This window comes from Paenibacillus violae, assembly GCF_032461945.1.
GTDB lineage: Bacteria > Bacillota > Bacilli > Paenibacillales > NBRC-103111 > Paenibacillus_E > Paenibacillus_E violae.
Window position 1 is genome coordinate 614,842 of the sequence record NZ_JAWCUD010000001.1, and the last position, 20,517, is coordinate 635,358.

22 protein-coding genes are annotated in these 20,517 nt (G+C 45.9%); all 22 read left to right on the forward strand.

The features are described from left to right. Nucleotides 1–119: 119 nt before the first annotated feature. Nucleotides 120–653, forward strand: a complete 534-nt coding sequence (locus RQP52_RS02605) for a hypothetical protein (protein ID WP_315949257.1) — start codon at nucleotides 120–122, stop codon at nucleotides 651–653. A 97-nt stretch (nucleotides 654–750) separates the two neighbouring features. Continuing rightward, nucleotides 751–1,617 carry a heptaprenyl diphosphate synthase component 1 gene (locus RQP52_RS02610; RefSeq protein ID WP_315949258.1) on the forward strand — a complete coding sequence of 289 codons (867 nt, stop codon included), beginning with the start codon at nucleotides 751–753 and terminating at the stop codon, nucleotides 1,615–1,617. Between the two features lie 19 nt (nucleotides 1,618–1,636). Beyond that, the gene (locus RQP52_RS02615; RefSeq protein ID WP_315950369.1) at nucleotides 1,637–2,386 is read left to right on the forward strand and encodes a demethylmenaquinone methyltransferase; all 750 of its coding nucleotides are present in this window, start codon (nucleotides 1,637–1,639) and stop codon (nucleotides 2,384–2,386) included. A gap of 7 nt (nucleotides 2,387–2,393) precedes the next feature. After that, a complete protein-coding gene (locus tag RQP52_RS02620) occupies nucleotides 2,394–3,269 on the forward strand; it encodes a UbiA-like polyprenyltransferase (RefSeq protein WP_315949259.1) in 876 nt (291 codons plus the stop codon). Beyond that, nucleotides 3,266–3,868, forward strand: a complete 603-nt coding sequence (locus RQP52_RS02625) for a UbiX family flavin prenyltransferase (RefSeq protein ID WP_315949260.1) — start codon at nucleotides 3,266–3,268, stop codon at nucleotides 3,866–3,868. Before RQP52_RS02620 ends, RQP52_RS02625 begins: the two co-directional genes overlap by 4 nt. Next, nucleotides 3,861–4,724, forward strand: coding sequence for a menaquinone biosynthetic enzyme MqnA/MqnD family protein (locus RQP52_RS02630; RefSeq protein ID WP_315949261.1), 864 nt, complete (start codon nucleotides 3,861–3,863; stop codon nucleotides 4,722–4,724). Before RQP52_RS02625 ends, RQP52_RS02630 begins: the two co-directional genes overlap by 8 nt. Next, nucleotides 4,721–5,698 carry a polyprenyl synthetase family protein gene (locus RQP52_RS02635; RefSeq protein ID WP_127451378.1) on the forward strand — a complete coding sequence of 326 codons (978 nt, stop codon included), beginning with the start codon at nucleotides 4,721–4,723 and terminating at the stop codon, nucleotides 5,696–5,698. Before RQP52_RS02630 ends, RQP52_RS02635 begins: the two co-directional genes overlap by 4 nt. A gap of 173 nt (nucleotides 5,699–5,871) precedes the next feature. Next, nucleotides 5,872–6,315 (forward strand): nucleoside-diphosphate kinase, encoded by a 444-nt coding sequence (ndk, locus tag RQP52_RS02640; RefSeq protein ID WP_315949263.1) that lies wholly within the window; start codon nucleotides 5,872–5,874, stop codon nucleotides 6,313–6,315. Nucleotides 6,316–6,443: 128 nt separating this feature from the next. After that, on the forward strand, nucleotides 6,444–7,229 hold the full coding sequence (locus RQP52_RS02645; protein WP_315949264.1) for a CheR family methyltransferase: 786 nt from the start codon (nucleotides 6,444–6,446) through the stop codon (nucleotides 7,227–7,229). A 95-nt stretch (nucleotides 7,230–7,324) separates the two neighbouring features. Continuing rightward, nucleotides 7,325–7,489, forward strand: a complete 165-nt coding sequence (locus tag RQP52_RS02650) for a hypothetical protein (protein WP_167053794.1) — start codon at nucleotides 7,325–7,327, stop codon at nucleotides 7,487–7,489. A 239-nt stretch (nucleotides 7,490–7,728) separates the two neighbouring features. Then, nucleotides 7,729–8,892 carry a chorismate synthase gene (gene aroC, locus RQP52_RS02655; RefSeq protein ID WP_315949267.1) on the forward strand — a complete coding sequence of 388 codons (1,164 nt, stop codon included), beginning with the start codon at nucleotides 7,729–7,731 and terminating at the stop codon, nucleotides 8,890–8,892. Between the two features lies 1 nt (nucleotide 8,893). Continuing rightward, nucleotides 8,894–10,003, forward strand: a complete 1,110-nt coding sequence (gene aroB / locus RQP52_RS02660; protein ID WP_315949268.1) for a 3-dehydroquinate synthase — start codon at nucleotides 8,894–8,896, stop codon at nucleotides 10,001–10,003. After that, a complete protein-coding gene (gene aroH / locus RQP52_RS02665) occupies nucleotides 9,993–10,379 on the forward strand; it encodes a chorismate mutase (protein WP_157319999.1) in 387 nt (128 codons plus the stop codon). Before aroB ends, aroH begins: the two co-directional genes overlap by 11 nt. A gap of 289 nt (nucleotides 10,380–10,668) precedes the next feature. Continuing rightward, nucleotides 10,669–12,216, forward strand: coding sequence for an anthranilate synthase component I (trpE, locus tag RQP52_RS02670; RefSeq protein ID WP_315949269.1), 1,548 nt, complete (start codon nucleotides 10,669–10,671; stop codon nucleotides 12,214–12,216). A gap of 27 nt (nucleotides 12,217–12,243) precedes the next feature. After that, on the forward strand, nucleotides 12,244–13,284 hold the full coding sequence (gene trpD / locus RQP52_RS02675) for an anthranilate phosphoribosyltransferase (protein WP_315949271.1): 1,041 nt from the start codon (nucleotides 12,244–12,246) through the stop codon (nucleotides 13,282–13,284). Continuing rightward, nucleotides 13,274–14,080 (forward strand): indole-3-glycerol phosphate synthase TrpC, encoded by an 807-nt coding sequence (gene trpC, locus RQP52_RS02680; protein WP_315949273.1) that lies wholly within the window; start codon nucleotides 13,274–13,276, stop codon nucleotides 14,078–14,080. Before trpD ends, trpC begins: the two co-directional genes overlap by 11 nt. Nucleotides 14,081–14,095: 15 nt before the next feature. After that, nucleotides 14,096–14,794: a phosphoribosylanthranilate isomerase gene (locus RQP52_RS02685; protein WP_315949274.1), complete on the forward strand. Its 699-nt coding sequence runs from the start codon at nucleotides 14,096–14,098 to the stop codon at nucleotides 14,792–14,794. Beyond that, nucleotides 14,791–15,987, forward strand: a complete 1,197-nt coding sequence (gene trpB / locus RQP52_RS02690) for a tryptophan synthase subunit beta (RefSeq protein WP_315949276.1) — start codon at nucleotides 14,791–14,793, stop codon at nucleotides 15,985–15,987. The genes RQP52_RS02685 and trpB overlap by 4 nt, the downstream gene beginning before the upstream one ends. A 3-nt stretch (nucleotides 15,988–15,990) precedes the next feature. After that, a complete protein-coding gene (trpA, locus tag RQP52_RS02695) occupies nucleotides 15,991–16,800 on the forward strand; it encodes a tryptophan synthase subunit alpha (protein WP_315949277.1) in 810 nt (269 codons plus the stop codon). A 224-nt stretch (nucleotides 16,801–17,024) separates the two neighbouring features. Then, on the forward strand, nucleotides 17,025–18,125 hold the full coding sequence (hisC, locus tag RQP52_RS02700) for a histidinol-phosphate transaminase (protein WP_315949279.1): 1,101 nt from the start codon (nucleotides 17,025–17,027) through the stop codon (nucleotides 18,123–18,125). Nucleotides 18,126–18,148: 23 nt separating this feature from the next. Beyond that, nucleotides 18,149–19,237: a prephenate dehydrogenase gene (locus RQP52_RS02705; RefSeq protein ID WP_315949281.1), complete on the forward strand. Its 1,089-nt coding sequence runs from the start codon at nucleotides 18,149–18,151 to the stop codon at nucleotides 19,235–19,237. Between the two features lie 171 nt (nucleotides 19,238–19,408). Next, the gene (locus RQP52_RS02710; RefSeq protein ID WP_315949282.1) at nucleotides 19,409–20,266 is read left to right on the forward strand and encodes a polysaccharide deacetylase family protein; all 858 of its coding nucleotides are present in this window, start codon (nucleotides 19,409–19,411) and stop codon (nucleotides 20,264–20,266) included. The last annotated feature ends 251 nt before the right edge of the window (nucleotides 20,267–20,517 follow it).

A 20,517-nucleotide genomic window follows, 5' to 3' on the forward strand; every position in this document is an offset into this window, starting at 1 on the left:
TTGATAAAGCAGGCATAGCCTGCTTTTTTTCTTTGTACAATGGTGTATAGAGCTTGTAACAGAAAGCAACGTTATAGTCCGATTTGCTCTTGCTGAATAGCCAGGAGGTGCAATATGATATGAGATGGTCGATGCGCATCGTGATGACGTTAGCGGTATCTATTGTCATAGTCGTTTGTTTATCTTTACTGCCCAAAATGGATAGCTCAATGGGATTAAGCTCACCTTACCGCTGGCCAAGCAACCGAATCGGGCAAGTGACCGACAATAATTTACCGGATTTACTCGTTCAAGTGCCTCTGCAAATGCGAATTCGCAAAGTCGAGTTGACCAACGCCCGCATGTCGCTTGATTTGAGTTTGCCTAAAAATGCGGACTCGGCAGCCGTTTACCGAGATTTATACACGATCGCTCAGACCATGCTGATGAAAACCAAAAATGTGAACCAAGTCTGGGTTCGGGTGATTGATTACTCCAACACGTCTGATAGCGCGTCAACGCAGCTTGTACTTGCCATGGTTGCCGAGCGTGAATCTGGGAAGGATATGGAGAAGGGCGCAAATGAGCTCAGCCTTATTCAACTTGAACAGGAGCTGCAGAATCGGTTTCGGATTACGTACACCTCCAAATGGCAGCAAAGATATCCTTTATAATTAATTGTGCTTCTCTTTACGTGTTATGATATAATGATTTGAATTGAAACTTGACCAACCTTAATGAGATTTGGCACACGGTTACGGAGGCTTTTGCATGAATTCTTATCGGATCCCAGAGATCGCTAAGCAGTACACGGAGTATGATATGATCCAAATTCACACAGACTTGCCCGATTTCCCGGAGCTGCGCACCCGTCTGTTGTTTGCATTCTTGAACGGAAATAGTAAATTGAGCTCCTCCAGTGAGTTGTACACGTTAGCAACATCGCTTGTGCAGCTTGCGCTCGACACACATGAATTGGTTACGGCTTCAAATGACATTAAAGAGAAAAAAGCGGCAAGATCCAGACAGCTTAAAGTTCTTGCTGGAGATTATTTCAGTTCTCGCTTCTATCATCTCCTTGCCGGTGCCGGCCAAATTGACATGATTAAGCAATTGTCGAATGCCATTTGTGATGTCAACAGGTTAAAGATGAATACGTACATGAAAATGAAGCAACTGAAATTATCGGCAGAAGATTACATTCACCAAACGGTGGAGATTAAATCTCAGCTTTTTTTGTCATTCTCGGAGTTCATGTCTGAGGTGTATGACCAAGCTTGGCCGGAGATTTTGAGAAGTTATACGAAATGTGAAGTGCTCTTCGAAGAAATATTCCGACTGGAGTCTGCTGCAGATTTCAAGAACAGCTGGGGATTCTGGCACATTTTGCAGCATGGTACGAAGGATGAGCGGAAGCAGCTTCAAACCGAGGAGTCGGATCAAGTCAAAGTCCGTACCCTGATGCACAAATATCATATCCCTTCGCAATTGTATCAAATGCTGGATTCTCAGACGAAGCTGCTACAAGCTAAAGTGAAGCAGCTTGAATCGGACAAACTAATAAGTGAACTGTTTCACATAGGCGAGCCGTTCCTTCGTTTTTTAGCCAAGCAGCCCAAAGTACTGGAAGAAATTTGAGGTGACCTGACAGATGAATATGACAAAATCAAAGACACACGTTAAAAACTCGAAAACCAAAGAAGAGTTCGTCCACTCGGTCTTCGAGAGCATTGCGCCAAAGTATGATTTAATGAACAATATTTTAAGCTTCAACAGGCACAAAGCATGGCGTAAATTTACAATGAAGAAGATGAATGTTCAGCCTGGTGAAACAGCCATTGATTTATGCTGCGGGACTTGTGATTGGACCATCTCACTAGCCAAAGCAAGCGGCACCGGCAAAATGGTAGGGCTTGATTTCAGCCAAAATATGCTGGATTATGGTGCAGAGAAAATTAAGCAGCTTCACTTGGACAAGCAGATCCAGTTAATTCAAGGCAATGCGATGAGTCTTCCCTTTGACGATAACACGTTTGATTATGCAACGATCGGATTTGCCCTCCGTAATGTACCTGATTTGGAGCAAGTCATTCGTGAAATGCAGCGTGTCGTTAAGCCAGGAGGACTAGTTGTGTCTCTGGAATTGTCCAAACCGACATGGCAGCCGTTCAAGTCCATCTATTATTTTTATTTCCAACGCGTCCTGCCTTTCTTAGGTAAGATGATTGCTCAGAAATATGAGCAGTACAAATGGCTGCCGGAATCATTAATTCATTTTCCCGACCACAAACAATTAGCAGCCATATTTACAAACCTAGGATTAAAGAGTGTACAGGCTTACCCGCTAACAGGCGGGGTTGCGGCCTTGCATATTGGCACCAAGGGGAATACGAAATCAGGAGAGTAATGCGCATATGTTTACTAAACTAAAAATCTTTCTGGAAATGATTAAATTCGAACACAGTGTCTTTGCACTGCCTTTTGCTTTCATGGGAGCGATTCTGGGTTCCGTAGTATTAAATGGACATTTGCCGAGTTGGGCTCAAATTGGCTGGATCACACTAGCGATGGTGGGAGCTAGAACCGCTGCCATGGCCTTAAATCGTGTGATTGATAAAGCGATTGATAAGAAAAATCCGCGCACGGAGAATCGCGCAATACCCGCAGGATTAATATCCATTCCGCAAGTTATTATTTATATTATTATTTCATTTGCTTTGCTTTTCTGGGCAACTTCCAATCTAAGTTCGTTATCGATGAAACTGCTGCCTATCGCAGTGTTTTTTCTTGTCTTTTACTCTTATACCAAAAGATTTACTTGGACCTGCCACTTTGTGCTCGGTTTGACTTTAGGCTTGGCCCCACTTGGCGGCTGGATTGCCGTAACGGGCCAATTCACATGGGCGTCCATTGTATTTTATTTGACGGTCGTTTGCTGGAGCGCTGGATTTGATCTCATCTATGCTTGTCAGGATGCTGAATTTGACCGTAACGAAGGACTTCATTCCTTGCCTAGCCGCTTTGGCATCAAGGCAGCATTGAATACAGCTCGTATCTTGCACGTACTGACAGCGGTTGGCCTTGTTACCTTATTCTTCATTACACATTTGAGCTGGTTTTATCTAGTAGGACTCGTAATTGCTTATTTTATTTTGTACAAAGAACACAGACTTGTTTCGCCACAGGATTTATCTAAACTTAATACAGCCTTTTTTACAATGAACGGTGTGCTTAGCCTTGTGATGTTTGCATTTACACTGCTTGATGTGCTTGTGAGAGAGTACTTATGAGCGGCGGCAATTGGGTGGTAGGGATTACTGGGGCAAGCGGAGCTGTTTATGGCGTTCGGTTGTGTCAGGTCATGCTGGATCAAGGCTTGGATGTGCATTTGATTGTCACAGAGGCTGGCTGGCGAGTGCTGCATGATGAGATGGGCTGGCAGGCAAGCAAACGCAAAGAAATGCTGCAAGAGCATTTTGGCGGCCGTGCAGGCTCATTCGAGCACCATCCGATTGCTGATATTGGAGCAACTGTTGCCAGCGGATCCTTTCGGACAAAGGGGATGGTTGTCATCCCTTGCTCGATGGGCACGTTATCCGGCATTGCGCATGGCTCATCCGATAATTTGTTAGAACGGACAGCAGATGTGATGCTGAAAGAAGGAAGAAAATTAATTCTGGTCCCAAGGGAAACGCCATTGCATGCCATACATTTGGAAAATATGCTGACCTTGTCTAGAATGGGTGTACGTATGATTCCAGCTATGCCAGCCTTTTATCATCGTCCGAGCTCCATAGAGGAGATGGTCGATTTTCTGGTAGGCAAGGTGCTGGACAGCATGGAAATTGAGCATTCCTTGTACCGAAGATGGGGTGATAACCATGAGTAGCTCTGACCCGAAAATTCGTATTGGCCGTATCAATTATACCAACGTTTGGCCGATTTATTATTATTTTCCTGAACTTATGAACACGTCCGAGGTAGATATTGTTGAACAGGTTCCGACTTCGCTGAATAAAGCGATGGCTGCCGGAGACATTGATATGGGGCCAATCTCCTCTTTTGCTTATGGAGAGTCCTTTGAGAATTATTTGTTATATCCGGACCTTTCCGTAAGTGCGTATGGAGAAGTCAACTCCATCCTGTTGTTCCATGAGAAGCCGCTCCGCGAGATTGCGAACGGGCATATTTTGCTGCCCACAACTTCAGCTACATCGGTAAATTTGCTCAAGATTATACTTGAGAAATTTTACGGAGGGAAGCCCACTTATGAATATTCAACTCCCGATGTCGAGCAGATGATGGCGCTTGGGGACGGAGCACTGCTCATCGGAGATGATGCAATCAAAGAGAGTTGGCGCAATAAAACGTATATGATTACGGATCTTGGGCAAGAATGGGCGAAATGGACAGGACAATGGATTTCGTTTGCCGTATGGGCGATACGCAGGGAGACGGCAGAACTGTTTCCGGAGCTTGTGGCCAATGTGTTTAATGCGTTCATGGCAAGTAAAGCGAAAGCACACAGTAATCCGGAAGAAATGATCGAGGAGGCGCAAGCTTCCGTTGGCGGTACGGCTTCCTATTGGCATCATTATTTTCATACGTTATGTTATGATTTTGGTCCGGAACAATGGGAAGGTCTTGCATCCTATTACAAGTATTGTTATGAACTTGGGTTCCTGCCGAAGCCGGTAAGCATCGCTTTATGGTCAGAGAATAAAGTGGCACGGGTGACAGAATGAAAAATTTAATCGATATCTATTCAAGAAAGAAAAAAGATATAGCGGCTATAGAAAAAACGCTCGAGGAAAGCGTATACTCCGATCACGCCATGCTGAGAGAAACGTCAAATCATTTATTGAAAGCTGGTGGCAAACGAATTCGTCCTGTTTTTGTACTGCTTTCAGGTGAGTTCGGCAACTACCAGTTGGAAACGATGAAGCGCGTGGCCGTGCCGCTGGAGCTTATTCATATGGCATCGCTCGTTCACGATGATGTTATTGATGATGCGAATACAAGACGCGGGCAATTAACAGTCCGATCCAAATGGGATAATCGGATTGCGATGTATACAGGTGATTACATATTCGCAAAGGCGTTAGGCGTCATCACTCAAATTCACAAGCCAGCGGTACACCAGATCATGTCTAAAGCGATTGTAGAAATGTCCATTGGTGAGATGGAGCAAATTCGCTTCTTTTTTCACTCCGAACAAACGATTCGCGATTACTTATTGAGAATTAGGCGCAAAACAGCGCTGCTTATCGCTATTTCCTGTCAATTAGGTGCTATGGCTGCAGATGCGCCGGATTGGATCAGCAATAAACTTTATGGTTTTGGCTACAACGTGGGGATGGCTTTCCAAATCAGAGATGATATTCTGGATCTTATCGGGACCGAGAAGCAGATCGGGAAGCCGCCAGGTTCCGATGTGAAGCAAGGCAATATTACGATTCCTGTCTTGTTTGCTATGCAGGACCCCGCCCTTAAACCGCTTATTTTGGCTGAATTAGACCGTATACATAAATTAGATGGACAAACAGATGTTAGCACTTTTTTGGATATCATCCGTCACAGTGAAGGTATTGCTATGGCAGATACGCTGTCACAGAAATACATTGACAAGGCAATTGCTTCTTTGGATAAGCTGCCGAACGGGCAAGCCAAAAGAGATTTAATCGAAGTTGCACATTTCATCGGCAATCGCTCGTACTAAAGGATTTTGTGATTTGAGAAAAGCTGCCAGAAAGTGTAAACTAAGAGGGAATACATAAGATTTAACCCTTTTGGGCGTACAGGCCTACGATGGAAGTCAGTTTTCTAACGAAAACTCAGTAGTTGCTTATGAAGCAAGTTTTCTAAAGAAAACGCTAAGGAGGATATCGTTATATGGAAAAAACATTCTTGATGGTGAAACCGGATGGCGTGCAGCGCGGCCTGATCGGAGAAATTGTAAAGCGCTTTGAACAGAAAGGCTTTCAACTAATTGGCAGCAAATTGACGATGGTCACGAGAGAACAAGCCGCATTTCATTATGCTGAACATGAAGGCAAAGACTTCTACGAAAGACTCGTTAATTTCATTACCTCCGGACCTGTCTTCGCAATGGTGTGGCAGGGAGATCAAGTTATTCCTTTATCCCGCACATTAATCGGCAAAACGAATTCGTTGGAAGCAGCACCTGGTACGATTCGTGGCGATTATGCGGTACATACGAACTTCAATCTCATTCATGGCTCGGATTCACCGGAAAGCGCTGAACGCGAGATCGGTAATTTCTTTAAAGCAGACGAGATTCTTGACTATACCAAAATTATTCAGCAGTGGATTTAGCATTTCGAAACGTGAAGAACCTGACATCTTTCCAGATGCAGGTTCTTTTTTTGTCGTGCTTTGAAGGAATTTGGCAACGTATGAAAGAATGTATGTTATTTAGACAACGACCAAGGTGGGTGGGCAGCATGGAAGAAGATCAGGATTTTTTATTATTTATAAAAAAAGTAAAAGAACATACGTCCATAGATCTTGCTCTTTATAAAGAGGCACAAATGAAAAGACGTCTGACAACACTTCGAATGAAACGTGGTTATCAAACGTTTGTCTCCTTTTTTGATGCCATGATGAAAAATAAAGAACTCTTTTATGAATTTCTGGATCGGATGACAATCAATGTTTCCGAGTTTTGGCGGAACCCGAATCGTTGGGAACTGGTGGAATCAAGATTCATCCCCGAAATGCTCAAAAAGAATCGACGACTGAAGGTTTGGAGCGCTGCTTGTTCAACAGGTGAGGAGCCTTATACGTTAGCCATGATTCTGGCGGAGCAAGGGGCCTTGAACGATGTCCATTTGTTAGCGACGGATATCGATGAGGGTGCCCTGGATAAAGCGCGCAAAGCGGCCTATCTCGATCGTTCCTTGCGAGATGTACCCGAGAAGTATGTGAAGAAATATTTTCGGCAAGATCAGCTCATGTATCATGTTTCAGATGAACTGAAAAAGCCAATTAAATTTCAAAAGCAGAATCTGCTTGTCGATACGTTTGATACCGGGTTCGATTTGATTGTATGCCGAAATGTGATTATTTACTTCACTGAAGAAGCGAAGCATGTGTTGTATCAGAAATTTTCAAAAGCATTGAAGCCAGGAGGATTACTATTCGTTGGGTCCACTGAGCAAATCTTTTCACCAGGGCAATATGACTTAGAACCGGCTGATACTTTCTTTTATCGAAAAAAGGGTGTATAAGATCTTCCATATCTTCCAATACTAAGATGTAGCAAAACTCAGTGAACGTTAATGAGTACAATACATAAAAATGAGGCAACTCTTAGGGGGCTCTTATGGACAAACGCAAAGTGATAACGGCTTATCGCAGGGGAATGATCTCCATTCAGGAATGTGCACAAATTTTGGGAGTAGATTCGTCGCAAATCATGGGTTTGATGAATGACCCACAAATGGCAGAACTTCCAAGAGTTGTCCAAAAGCAGCCCATGCACGGGTAACCATTGCTCCTGAGCAGATGTTAACACGCTTGCGCCTAAGGGAATAGCCCTTATATGCAAAGCGTGTTTTTGCGTTTGTGCTGTTGCCAAACCAGAGTACCTATACTATAATGACTAAAAGATAATCGCGCGTCAAAGCGCTAAAGCGTTTGAAACCATTTCAAGTTGAACGGGTAATAACTTCACCTTGACAGCACTTATACGCAAATGCTTCACCAAATTATAGGGGGTAACGGATTGTGAGATATTTAACGGCTGGCGAAACACATGGACCGCAGCTCACTGCGATTATTGAAGGGTTTCCGAGTAATGTAACCCTTAACTTTGAGGATTTGAATTTTCAATTACATAGACGTCAGAAAGGGTATGGCCGTGGTCGTCGGATGCAAATCGAGAAAGATACGGCTACGATTGCCGGCGGTGTTCGTCATGGCAAAACAACGGGAGCTCCGATAGCGTTAGTTGTTGTCAACAATGACTGGAAGCACTGGACAACCGTCATGGGCATTGAGCCGGTCGAAGAGGATAACGAAGGCAAGCGCCGCGTGAACCGTCCTCGTCCAGGCCATGCCGATTTAAACGGCGGTCTGAAATATAATCAAAAAGATCTGCGCAACATTTTGGAGCGCTCAAGCGCCCGCGAAACGACCATGCGCGTAGCGACTGGGGCTGTAGCACGCCAATTGCTGGCAGAGTTCGGAATCAAAGTAGCTGGACAAGTCATCCGAATTGGGGATGTGGAAGCACAGCGTCAAGAGCTTCCAATCGACGAGTTGATTGCCATTACCGAGGAATCACCGGTACGTGTTGTTGACAAAGAAGCGGAAGCCAAAATGATCGCAGCTATCGACGCTGCCAAAGAGGATGGCGACACACTCGGCGGTATCGTTGAAGTCATTATTGAAGGCGTACCGGTAGGATTGGGCAGCCACGTTCAATGGGATCGCAAATTGGATGGGAAAATTGCGCAAGCGGTATTATCTATTCAAGCGTTCAAAGGCGTGGAATTTGGAATTGGGTTTGAAGCTGCAGAGCGCAGAGGATCGAATGTCCATGATGAAATTTTATATACAGAGGAAGGCGGCTTTAGACGCAGAACGAATCGTGCAGGCGGATTCGAAGGCGGGATGACGACTGGCGAGCAGATTATCGTTCGCGGTGTCATGAAGCCGATCTCGACACTCTACAAACCGCTGCAAAGCGTTGATATCGATACGAAAGAAGTATTTACAGCGCAGGTTGAGCGCTCCGATACTTGCGCAGTCCCGGCAGCGGGCGTCATTATGGAGAATGTCATTGCCTGGGAAGTGGCAAATGCCTTCTTGGATAAGTTCGGCGGGGACTCCATTGAGGAAATTCGTGCGAATCTCAACAACTTCTTGAAACAAGTGGAGAACTACTAATATGAGAGAGCTTACGGTAGAGCTTGGCGAACGTTCTTATCCGATCTACATTGGTCAAGGCGTCCTGAACGATATCACGGCTTTGTTCGACCGCGCGAAGCTCAGCCGCAAGTCACCGCTGCTCGTCGTCACCGACAGCGAGGTGGCTCCGCTGCACCTGGAGCGCGTCATGGCGCTGCTCCGCGAAGGCGGCTTCGCCGCAACGTCCTGCGTCGTTCCCGCAGGCGAAACCTCCAAATCCCTCGCGCAGCTCGAGGGAATTGTGACCACCGCCCTCCAGGCGGGCCTTGATCGCAGTTCTGCGATCGTCGCCCTTGGAGGAGGCGTGGTTGGCGATCTCGCCGGCTTCGCGGCGGCGAGTTTCATGCGCGGGATCCGCTTCGTGCAGATCCCGACGACAATCCTTGCCCACGACAGTTCTGTCGGCGGCAAGGTTGCCGTAAACCACCCGATGGCGAAGAACATCATCGGGGCGTTCCACCAACCCGAGCTCGTTCTCTTCGACATCGACTTGCTTCTGACTTTGCCGCCGCGTCAAGTGAAGGCGGGCCTCTCCGAAGTGATCAAGCATGGCTTGATCTGGGACGCGGCTTTCACGCAGTGGTGTGACGACAATGCGGAGAAGTTACTATCTCTTGATCCAGAAGCGCTCAGTTATGCGCTTTATATAGGCTGTAAAGTAAAGGCGATTGTCGTTTCTCAAGATGAACGGGAGAACGATTTGCGCGCCATCTTAAATTTAGGACATACGATTGGCCATGCCTTGGAAGCGGTAGCTGGTTATGGCGAGCTTCTTCATGGGGAAGCAATCTCAATTGGTATGGTCGGGGCTGCCAAGCTTGCCCAGGAATTTGGGTATGCGGCGGAAATCCTTGAAGTAACCAAGGGTCTGTTCTTGAAATACGGACTGCCTGTCAGCATTCCGCCTCATTTGGACACGGATAGCATTATGAGCGCGATGATGCACGATAAGAAATTCAAAGAAGGCACTATGGTCTACATTATTCCTATGGAAATCGGTAAAGTCGAAATTCGTAAGGATGTTACCGTAGAGCAAGTCAGACAAATTGTCGAGCTTCTGAAAGGGGAGAGTGTAGCCGATGTTTTGTAGGGGAATTCGTGGCGCAACGACAGTTGAACACAATGAAGCGGAAGAAATTTTGACCGCTACCGGAGAACTGCTTCGTGCCATCGTAGAGGCGAATGATTTTCGCCCAGAGGATATTTGTTCGGTTTTTATTACAGTGACGGAAGACATTACAGCAACATTCCCCGCGCGGGCCATTCGTACGATGGTTGGGTGGGAACTGGTGCCGTTAATGTGTTCATTGGAAGTTCCGGTTGAAAATTCATTGCCTAAATGTATCCGACTCATGGTTCAAGTGAACACGACGAAGAGCCAATCGGAAATCAACCATATTTATTTAAAAGAAGCAAAAGCACTTCGCCCTGATATTGTTAAATTGACAAATGAAGCTGCACGGTAGTATAGTGGAGTTAGATGAGATTAGGTAAGTAGAGCAGAGTTTAGTTGAGTAGAGCAGAGCACAGTTGAGATGAGAATGAAAACATGGAATTGTATGCAGATGAACACGACTCATTCGGAGACGTTTGTTTCGTCATACATTCAACGTTTATTTTTCATATTCTTCTTAATCTTCTACATGAAACTAAAAGCCAGCCTCTACTTCGGTAGAGGCTTTTTTGTTATTCAATTAGAGTTTGGAGCACCTCGTAAGACGACGGAAGGCTCACAAGCTGAGAGGGGATGTAACCATGTATACACCTGAAATTCAAGAAGTGATTCGACTATCCAAAGACTATAACCTTATTCCTGTGGTGCGTCATCTATTAGCCGATACAGAAACACCGATTCGTGTTTTTCAACATTTGTACCAAGAGAAGCGTGCGTTCCTGTTAGAAAGCGTAGAGGGCGGCGTGAAATGGGCACGATATTCCTTCATTGGAAGCGATCCTTTCCTGATGATTAAGGCGAAGCATGGGAAGACGGTCGTTGAAACACAAACCGAGAACAAGGTTACGGATGAGAAACCCATTGATGTGTTGAAGGCGTACCTAAGATCCTACTCCAGTCCTCAGCTTGCGGACCTGCCGAGGTTCACGGGTGGCGCTGTCGGATTCTTTGGATACGATCTTCTGCAATACTATGAGAAGCTGCCGGCTCATCAAATTGATGATTTGCAAATGAACGACATTCAATTCATGTTCTGTGATCAAGTTATCGTTTTCGATCATTTTAAACAGCAAATCAAAGTGATTGCTAACGTACACGTGAAGCCTTTTGCAACGGATGCAGAAATCGCTCAAGCCTATCACGCGACTTGTGAGAAAATCGATGCAACGATCGAGAAGATTAAAAGGCCGCTCGGCACGGAGACGATGACACACAATCCGATTGTATTGGAGCCGGATCTTGGCGACATTCGTTCGAATATCACGAAGGAAAAATACATTGCCAACGTGAATAAAGCGAAGGAATACATTCGTGCCGGTGATATTTTTCAGGTTGTGCTGTCACAGCGTTTTGAGATGGAAACTACAGTCTCACCGCTGCAGGTGTATCGGGTGCTACGTACGATGAATCCATCCCCTTACATGTATGTGCTCAAAATGGATGATGAAGTCGTCGTTGGCACATCACCGGAGCTGCTTGTAAGGGTTGAAGAGGAAAAAGTAGAAACACGCCCGATTGCCGGAACCAGGCCGCGTGGTAAGACACCGGAACAAGATTTAGCTTTGGAAAAAGAGCTGTTAGCGGATGAGAAAGAACGTGCTGAACACTTGATGCTAGTGGACTTGGGCCGTAACGACATTGGCCGCGTATCGGAATTTGGCACGGTGAAGTGCGATACATTCATGGATATCGAGCGCTACTCACACGTCATGCATATCGTTTCCAACGTATCTGGAAAAATTGCAAAAGATAAAGATTTCTTCGATGCTTTTCTATCCTGTATGCCAGCGGGGACGGTGTCTGGAGCGCCGAAACTGCGAGCTATGGAGATTATTGCTGAGCTGGAGCCTGAAGCACGCGGGACTTATGCAGGGGCTATTGGCTATCTAGGATTCTCGGGGAACTTGGACACATGCATTACGATTCGGACGATTGTTTTCAAACACGGCAAAGCTTATGTGCAAGCAGGCGCGGGAATTGTGTGGGATTCAGTTCCGGAAAGCGAATACCAGGAAACGGTGAATAAAGCGACAGCTTTGCTCAAATCGATTCGAATGGCAGAAGCCATGTTTAGTCCAGAGCCTAGGCCTGTAAGCGATATTAACAAAGATTACTTTGTTAACTCTTAAGGGAAGAAGTAGAGGAGGAATAACGTCATGAGTGAACTTTTTCAGATACAGCAAGCACTTGGCAAAGTAATTAGCGGCAGCCATCTTTCCAGGGAGGAAGCGCGCGGCGTCATGTCGGAAATTATGGAAGGCGCAGCGTCACCGGCTCAAATCGGCAGTCTGCTGACAGCTCTTCGCATCAAAGGGGAGACGCTGGAAGAGATTACAGGTTTCGCTGAAACTATGAGAAACAAAGCGATCCAGGTGAATGTGCGGCAGCATGATCTGCTGGACACATGCGGCACAGGCGGAGATGGAGCGGAGACGTTCAATATCTCGACGACAGCGGCGATTGTTGCTGCAGCGGGGGGCATTCGTGTAGCCAAACATGGCAATCGAGCGATGTCGTCCAAAAGCGGCAGCGCGGATGTGCTGGAAGCTCTTGGCGTGAAGATTACGCTAAGCAGCGAGCAGGCTGCGAAATGTTTGGATAAAACGGGCATTTGTTTCATGTTTGCGCAAGCCTATCATCAATCCATGAAGCATGTCGCGGCACCTCGCCGAGAGTTGGGCTTCCGTACGGTATTCAACTTGCTCGGCCCGCTTACGAATCCTGCGGGAGCGGATCGTCAAGTGCTGGGCGTGTTCGATCGCACGAAGACGGAATTAGTCGCGCAAGCGCTGCAAGCTTTGGGGCTGAAGCGGGCTTTGGTTGTAGCGAGCGAAGACGGACTGGATGAATTCAGCATTTCGGCGCCGACAAAAGTGACGGAGCTGAAAGCAGATCGGATTAGCACGTATTCCATTACACCTGATGATCTTGGCTTACGGGCTCACAGTATTAAAGATGTAGGCGGTGGAGATGCGATACTGAATGCAGAAATCATCCGTCATATTTTTGCCGGCGAGCGAGGGCCTCATCGCGATATCGTCCTTGCAAATGCAGCCGCATGCTTCTATGTGACAGGTCACGTTGGAAGCCTTCAGCAAGGGGTTAAATTTGCGGCTGACGTTATCGATTCGGGCCGTGCGGAACAAAAGTTGAACGACTTAATTCATTTCACAGGAGAACTATGCCATGTTTCTTGATAAAATTGTTGCTACCAAACGAGCTGAAGTTGAAGCAATGAGCAGCTTTTCCATTGCGCAAGCGGAGAAAACCATTTCCGAGATGCCGTCTTGCTTAGGTTTCGAAAAAGCTTTGACAACACGTAAAAATCGCGCCATGGGATTGATTGCCGAAGTCAAAAAGGCGTCTCCGTCCAAGGGTTTGATCCGCGAGGATTTTGATCCGGTATTGTTGGCTAGTTCCTATCAACGGGCAGGCGCTGATTGCATTTCGGTGCTTACGGATGTGGATTATTTCCAAGGAAGCAATGCGTATTTGAAAGCTGTACGCCAAGCGGTGAATGTGCCTTTGCTGCGGAAAGACTTCACGATCGATCCGAAACAAATCTATGAAGCGCGCTTGATTGGGGCAGATGCGATCTTACTGATCGCGGCCATTTTGACGACTGACCAGATGAAGCAATATCTCAAGCTAGCAAGTGATCTTGGTTTGGATGCGTTGGTTGAAGTGCATGACCGTGAAGAATTGGAGCGTGCGCTCGAACTGGACACCCAAATGATTGGGATCAATAACCGGAACTTGAAGACGTTCGTTACCGATTTGAAAACAACAGAAGAGTTGATTCAATACATTCCGGCAGGCAAAACCATCGTCAGTGAGAGTGGAATCTCATCCGTCCAAGACATGGCCTATCTGCAGCAGATCGGCTCGCAAGCCGTGTTGATCGGTGAACATTTCATGCGCCAGCCTGTTGTTGAGCAAGCGGTTCACGATCTGATGGGGCCAATTGTGCATACAACGAATCAGACGGTTTAGAAAGAGGCGAATAGGATGCCAGCAGACACGATGCCAACGGTTAAAATCTGTGGACTTCAAAGCGTTGAAGTGTTAAAATCAGTCATACATTTGCCAATTGATCATATTGGATTGGTCTTTGCTCCAAGCAAGCGTCAAGTTAAGCCAGACAAGGCTGCGGAGCTTATTTCCTACTTGAGAAATGAAGCGGATCATGGTATTTCCGTGCCGCTAACAGTAGGCGTGTTCGTAAATCCGAGCCAAGAGCAGCTCAAGGAAATCATGGAGGTTGCCCCCCTTGATATCGTTCAATTGCATAGTCAGGAAACTCCTGAGTTCTGTAAATGGGTGCGTGAACAGTTCGATGTTCAAGTGTTCAAGTCTGTGTCCATTTCCAAGTCAGAGAATAAAATTCCGTCTAGCTCAGAAGTAGCTGCTCAGCTGGATCCGTATATCGGATCGGTTGATGCCGTGTTGCTTGATACTTTTGACCCTGTATATGGGGGAGGATCCGGGAAAACTTTTGCCTGGGACTGTATCCCTGTTTATCAGGAGTGGGCTCGTAAAGCAGGTGTCAAATTGCTAGTAGCAGGTGGATTGCAGCCTGACAATGTGGATCAACTAGTGGAAGCCTATCGTCCTGACGGCGTGGATGTGTCCAGCGGTGTAGAGACAGATGGTGTGAAAGATATTGCGAAAATTACCGCATTTGTGGAAAGGGTGACCGGAAAGTGACGCAAGTACCTGATAAACACGGCAGATTCGGCAAATTCGGCGGCCGTTACGTACCAGAAACATTGATGAATGCTTTGACGGAGCTGGAAGAAGCTTATAAGCAATATAAAGACGACCCTGAATTTATTGCTGAAGTTCGTTATTTGCAAAAGCAATATTCCGGCAGACCAACTCCCCTATATTACGCTGAGCGACTCTCTGAGCAGTTGGGTGGCGCCAAAATTTACTTAAAACGAGAAGACCTGAATCATACAGGCGCTCATAAAATTAATAACACCATCGGACAAGCCGTACTTGCGAAAAAGATGGGGAAAAAGAAAATCATCGCTGAGACGGGAGCAGGCCAGCACGGTGTTGCATCGGCAACGGTCGCTGCATTGATGGGCTTTGAGTGCAAAGTTTTCATGGGCGAAGAGGATACGAAAAGACAGCAATTGAACGTCTTTCGGATGAAACTGCTCGGTTCTGAAGTCATTCCGGTTACTTCAGGAACTCGTACTCTGAAAGATGCGTGCAACGAAACACTGCGTTATTGGGTCAGTAATGTACAGGATACATATTATATCCTGGGTTCCGTTACAGGGCCTCATCCTTACCCGATGATGGTCCGTGATTTTCAGCGCATTATCGGTGACGAATCGCGTGAGCAAATTCTCGAAACCGAAGGCAGGTTGCCGGATGCCGTTGTTGCTTGCGTAGGCGGTGGCAGTAACGCCATGGGGATTTTTTATCCGTTTGTTCAGGATGAAACGGTTAAACTCATCGGCGTTGAAGCTGCTGGCCGCGGTATCCATACGGAAGAGCATGCCGCTACGATGACCAAAGGCTCACCTGGCGTATTTCAAGGTTCGCTTAGCTACCTGCTGCAGGATGAATACGGGCAAGTACTGCCGGCTCACTCTATCTCGGCGGGGTTGGACTACCCTGGTATCGGACCGGAGCATTCTTACCTGAAAGATATTGAGCGTGCTACGTATTATCCGATTACTGACCAGGAAGCGCTTGACGCTCTTCAATTGCTAAGCCGTACGGAAGGTATTATACCAGCTTTAGAGAGCGCTCATGCGATTGCACATACAGTAAAACTAGCTCCAACGATGTCCAAGGATCAAATTATTGTCGTAAGCCTGTCTGGCCGTGGCGATAAAGATGTGGAATCCATTATGAGCTATCTGGGCACAGGGGAGGAATAGGCGATGAACCTAATTGATAAGCGTTTCGCTGAGCTTAAAGAGCGGGGGGAAACAGCTATGATTCCTTTCCTGACCATTGGTGATCCAACGATTGAAGCTTCCTTAGAGCTTATTCTTGAAATGGAGCGGGCAGGTGCCGATTTAATCGAGCTGGGTGTTCCATATTCAGATCCTCTAGCAGATGGTCCTGTCATCCAACGATCTTCTGAACGTGCGCTGCTTCGTAAGATTACGATATTTGATGTGATAGATGTTGCTCGCCAGGCGCGGAGCAGGGGATCCAAGCTGCCATTCATTCTATTCACTTACTACAACCCTGTTCTGCAAATCGGACTGGAACGGATTTTCAAAACGATGCAGGAAAATGAAATCAGTGGAATTATTATTCCAGATCTACCGTTAGAAGAAGATAGTGAGACGAGAGCGATTGCAGAAACGTATGGTGTTCATTTGATTCCATTGGTTGCGCCGACTTCGAATGAACGTGTGAAACGTATCGCAGCCGGAGCTCGTGGATTCGTTTACTGTGTTTCCTCACTTGGTGTAACCGGTGAACGGGCTGAATTTTTCGGCGGAATTGAAGATTTTCTATCTACGGTGCGAGAAGCGGCGAAAGTGCCGATCGTTGTCGGATTCGGTATTTCCAACCGGGAGCAGGTTCAGCGGTTCGAGAAGCTCTGTGACGGAGTTGTTGTGGGGAGTGCCATTGTCCGCACGATTGAAAGCGCGCTGCACCATTTCCAAGAAGATGCTGCTCATCCAGAAGGATTACAGCAAATTGGCGGCTTCGTGGGCCAGCTAAAAGGCAGATAATGAAATCCCTCTAGACATTAGTCTAGGGGGATTTTTAAAAATTACCTATTTACTGTTAAGCGTTAAAGCAGTACACTATTATGTGTTGATCATTGAGACATTTGTCTCTAATGAGTGGCTAAAGCAATATTCCTTCTACATAAAAAGGAACCACATTTTACAACAGTACTAGTTTTGTGGGACAATTACAAAATTCGGACAACTAATTGATGAGGTGGCTACCAATGAAACCGAAACAAACGATTGTACATTTGCCGGTCTATCAACCGGGTAAACCTATTGAAGAAGTAAAAAGAGAGCTGGGATTAACGGAAGTGATTAAACTCGCTTCCAACGAAAATCCATTTGGCTCGTCGCCAAAAGCAAAAGCGGCGATTGAAGCGGAAATCGCTAACATCAGCTTGTACCCTGACGGCGGGGCTGTTCAGCTGACAGAAGCAGTGGCTGAGTATCTTGGCGTCGCGACGAATCAACTCATTTTCGGTGCAGGTTCTGATGAGGTTATTCTTATGCTGGCACGCGCTTTCCTCGTACAAGGCGATGAAACGGTGATGGCTTCTCATACCTTCCCGCAATATAAGCACAATTGTGAGATTGAGGGAGCTGTATCCATCGAGATCTCATTGAAGGATGGCACTCACGACCTGGATGGCATGCTGGCTGCTATTACTGAACGCACGAAGATCGTCTGGATCTGTAATCCGAACAATCCAACAGGCACGATGAATACGGATGCGGAAATCAAAGCCTTTTTAGCCAAAGTTCCTGAGCATGTACTGGTCGTTCTGGATGAAGCTTACTGCGAGTACAATACGACGGGAGAATTCCCGGATAGCATCGAGCTGATTGGTCAGTATCGCAATGTCATCGCACTGCGTACTTTTTCGAAAATATACGGTTTGGCTTCCTTACGAATCGGTTATGGCATTGGGCACCCGGATGTGATCCGATCCATTAATCAAGTTCGTGAGCCTTTCAACACGACAAGATTTGCTCAAGCTGCTGCTTTAGCCGCGATTAAAGACCAAGACTTCATCGCAAGCTGTCGCGAAGCGAATACAGCAGGTTTGAATTATTTAACGGAGCAGTTTAACGAAATGGGGTTAAAGGCTTTCCCTGCACACGGTAACTTCGTTATGGTGAATGTCGGACGCCCTGCGGCAGAAGTATTTAATGGTTTACTGCGCAGAGGCATTATTGTCCGTGGCGGACATATGCTTGGCTTCCCGACGTCCATCCGAGTTACCATCGGCTCAAGTGAACAAAATGAGAAATTCATTGCAGCTTTGCAGCAAGTGCTTGCTGAGGTTGCTGTTCAAGCCTAATACAAATTAAAGGTTGATCTCTTATGACGAAAATTGCGATATTTGGTGTAGGGCTTATCGGCGGTTCACTGGCCTTATGTTACAAAGGAAAACCGGGTTTTACCGTTGTCGGCCATTCTCCGAATCCGAAATCGGTTGAGAAACTGCTCAAACGAAACGTGGTTGATGCTGCAACAACGAATATGGCTGAGGCGGTAGACGGGGCTGACTACATTTTTCTCTGCGTGCCGGTTGGGATGTTAGAAGAATATGTTCAGCAGTTGATGAATCTTCCGCTCAAGAAAGGCTGTATCATCACGGACGTGGGGAGCACGAAAGCAACCATTACGGAAAGCGCAGAAACCATAGTAAAAGATGGTGTTTTCTTTATTGGCGGTCATCCAATGGCAGGCTCCGAACGTCACGGCGTTGAGGCAGCATCTTCGCATCTTTTTGAAAATGCCTTCTATGTGTTAACCCCGGCAGAGGGTACACCACAGGCAGAGGTTGACCGCTTAACCGAGCTGCTTAAGACGACGAAAGCACAAATCGTGCAGGTCGGAGCACGGGAGCATGATGATATTGTTGGTGCGATCAGTCACTTGCCGCACATTATTGCGGTTGCGCTGGTTAACCAAGTCAGAGGATATAACGAAACCAACCCGTTGTATCAGAATCTGGCTGCGGGGGGCTTCAGAGACATCACGCGCATTGCCTCAAGCGAGCCGATGATTTGGCGGGATATTTTAGTGAATAATCGACAGGTGCTGCTCAAATTGCTTGTGGATTGGAATCTCGAAATTTCTCGTTTTATTGAACTCATTGAGAATAGTGATGGCGAGGGAATTGTTGAACAATTCCGGATTGCCGGTGAATTCAGAAGCCAACTGCCTGAGCGCAGAAAAGGCATGATCACATCATTGTTTGATATTTATGTTGATATTCCGGATCATCCCGGTATTATTGGTCAAATTACAACACTATTAGGTAATGCTAGAATTAATTTGAGCAATATTCAAATTATTGAGAGCCGCGAAGATGTGCCTGGTATTTTGCGTTTATCCTTCCGCAATCAGGAAGATGCCGATCGCGCCTCAGAGCTGCTGAGCGGGCCTTACGCGGTTCATGTATAGCTGAAATTGTACGCACAAATAAGCTGATTTCTCCTCTTGTAGAACGTCCCAAAAGAGAAGAAATCAGCTTATTTTTTATTCTGTTGAAATCAATTCTCAAATAAAAAACTTCGTGCTATAATGACATCGTTCATATTAATATTACAAACTTCTAAGTGTGGGGCGAACGAGATGAAGCTGTGGATGATGTTAAAAAGCACGTTGATTGTTATTGTTATTTTTGTTAATTTTTTCCCGTCATTTGTAAGTGCGAACAATGTCATCTACTCAAAGGAAGTTGCTGTTCTCGTGTATCATCACATCGATGATCAGGTTGAGGGTTCTGTGACCATTTCAACCAAATTATTTGAGCGGCAGCTAGGTGCACTACAGCGTCAAGGCTACAATTTTATCACGATGGATCAGTTTAAGAGTTTTATGAAAGATGGGGCGAAAATACCGGATAACGCTGTACTAATCACCTTTGATGACGGGTATGAAAGTTTTTATACGAATGCATATCCTATTCTCAAAAAAATGCGTATACCAGCCGTGAATTTTGTGATTACCAAAGATTTGGATAACCCGACAGCGACGTTGCTGCCATCCTTGTCCAGGGATCAAATTAGAAAAATGAGAAAAGAATTCTCAAATATTGATTTTCAACTTCATTCGGATCAATTGCACGCAATGAAAGATGGCAAGCCGATGTTGAACAACAGAATGACAACGAATGGCGTAACCGAGACTCAGGAAGATCTTAAGCAAAGGGTTATTGCGGATACGAAGACATGTATGGCAAAACTTAGAGAGTTGGATGGCGCTAAATCTATCGATTCCTATGCTTACCCGTTTGGCAGCTATGATGATTTCACCATTTCCTATCTGAATGAAGTTGGAGTTAAATATGCGTTCACGACCAAAGCGGGATTAACTTCCAAACAAACGGATCCGATGCAGATTCCGCGTATTAATGCAGGTAGCCCATATATTCGGCCTCATTCCATTAATAATTTAATTAATCAATCCATAAGGAATCAACTGAAATAGAGCATTTCTTCATGTTAAAAAAGAGAAGGTAAACGTTTTCAAAAAAGTGTTGACAGAATGAAACCGTATACATATAATAAAAGTACAGTATGGTTTCTCTCCACTCCTATCCGATAATCGCACCATAAGTGCAGCCGCCAATTTGGCGGTTTTTTTTTTGCTCATAAATACCATATTTTTCTGATATTCATATATAATGGATAGGGTGGGTTGTTGCTTTCAACAGACAAGCATGGAATGTGAATTTTTTT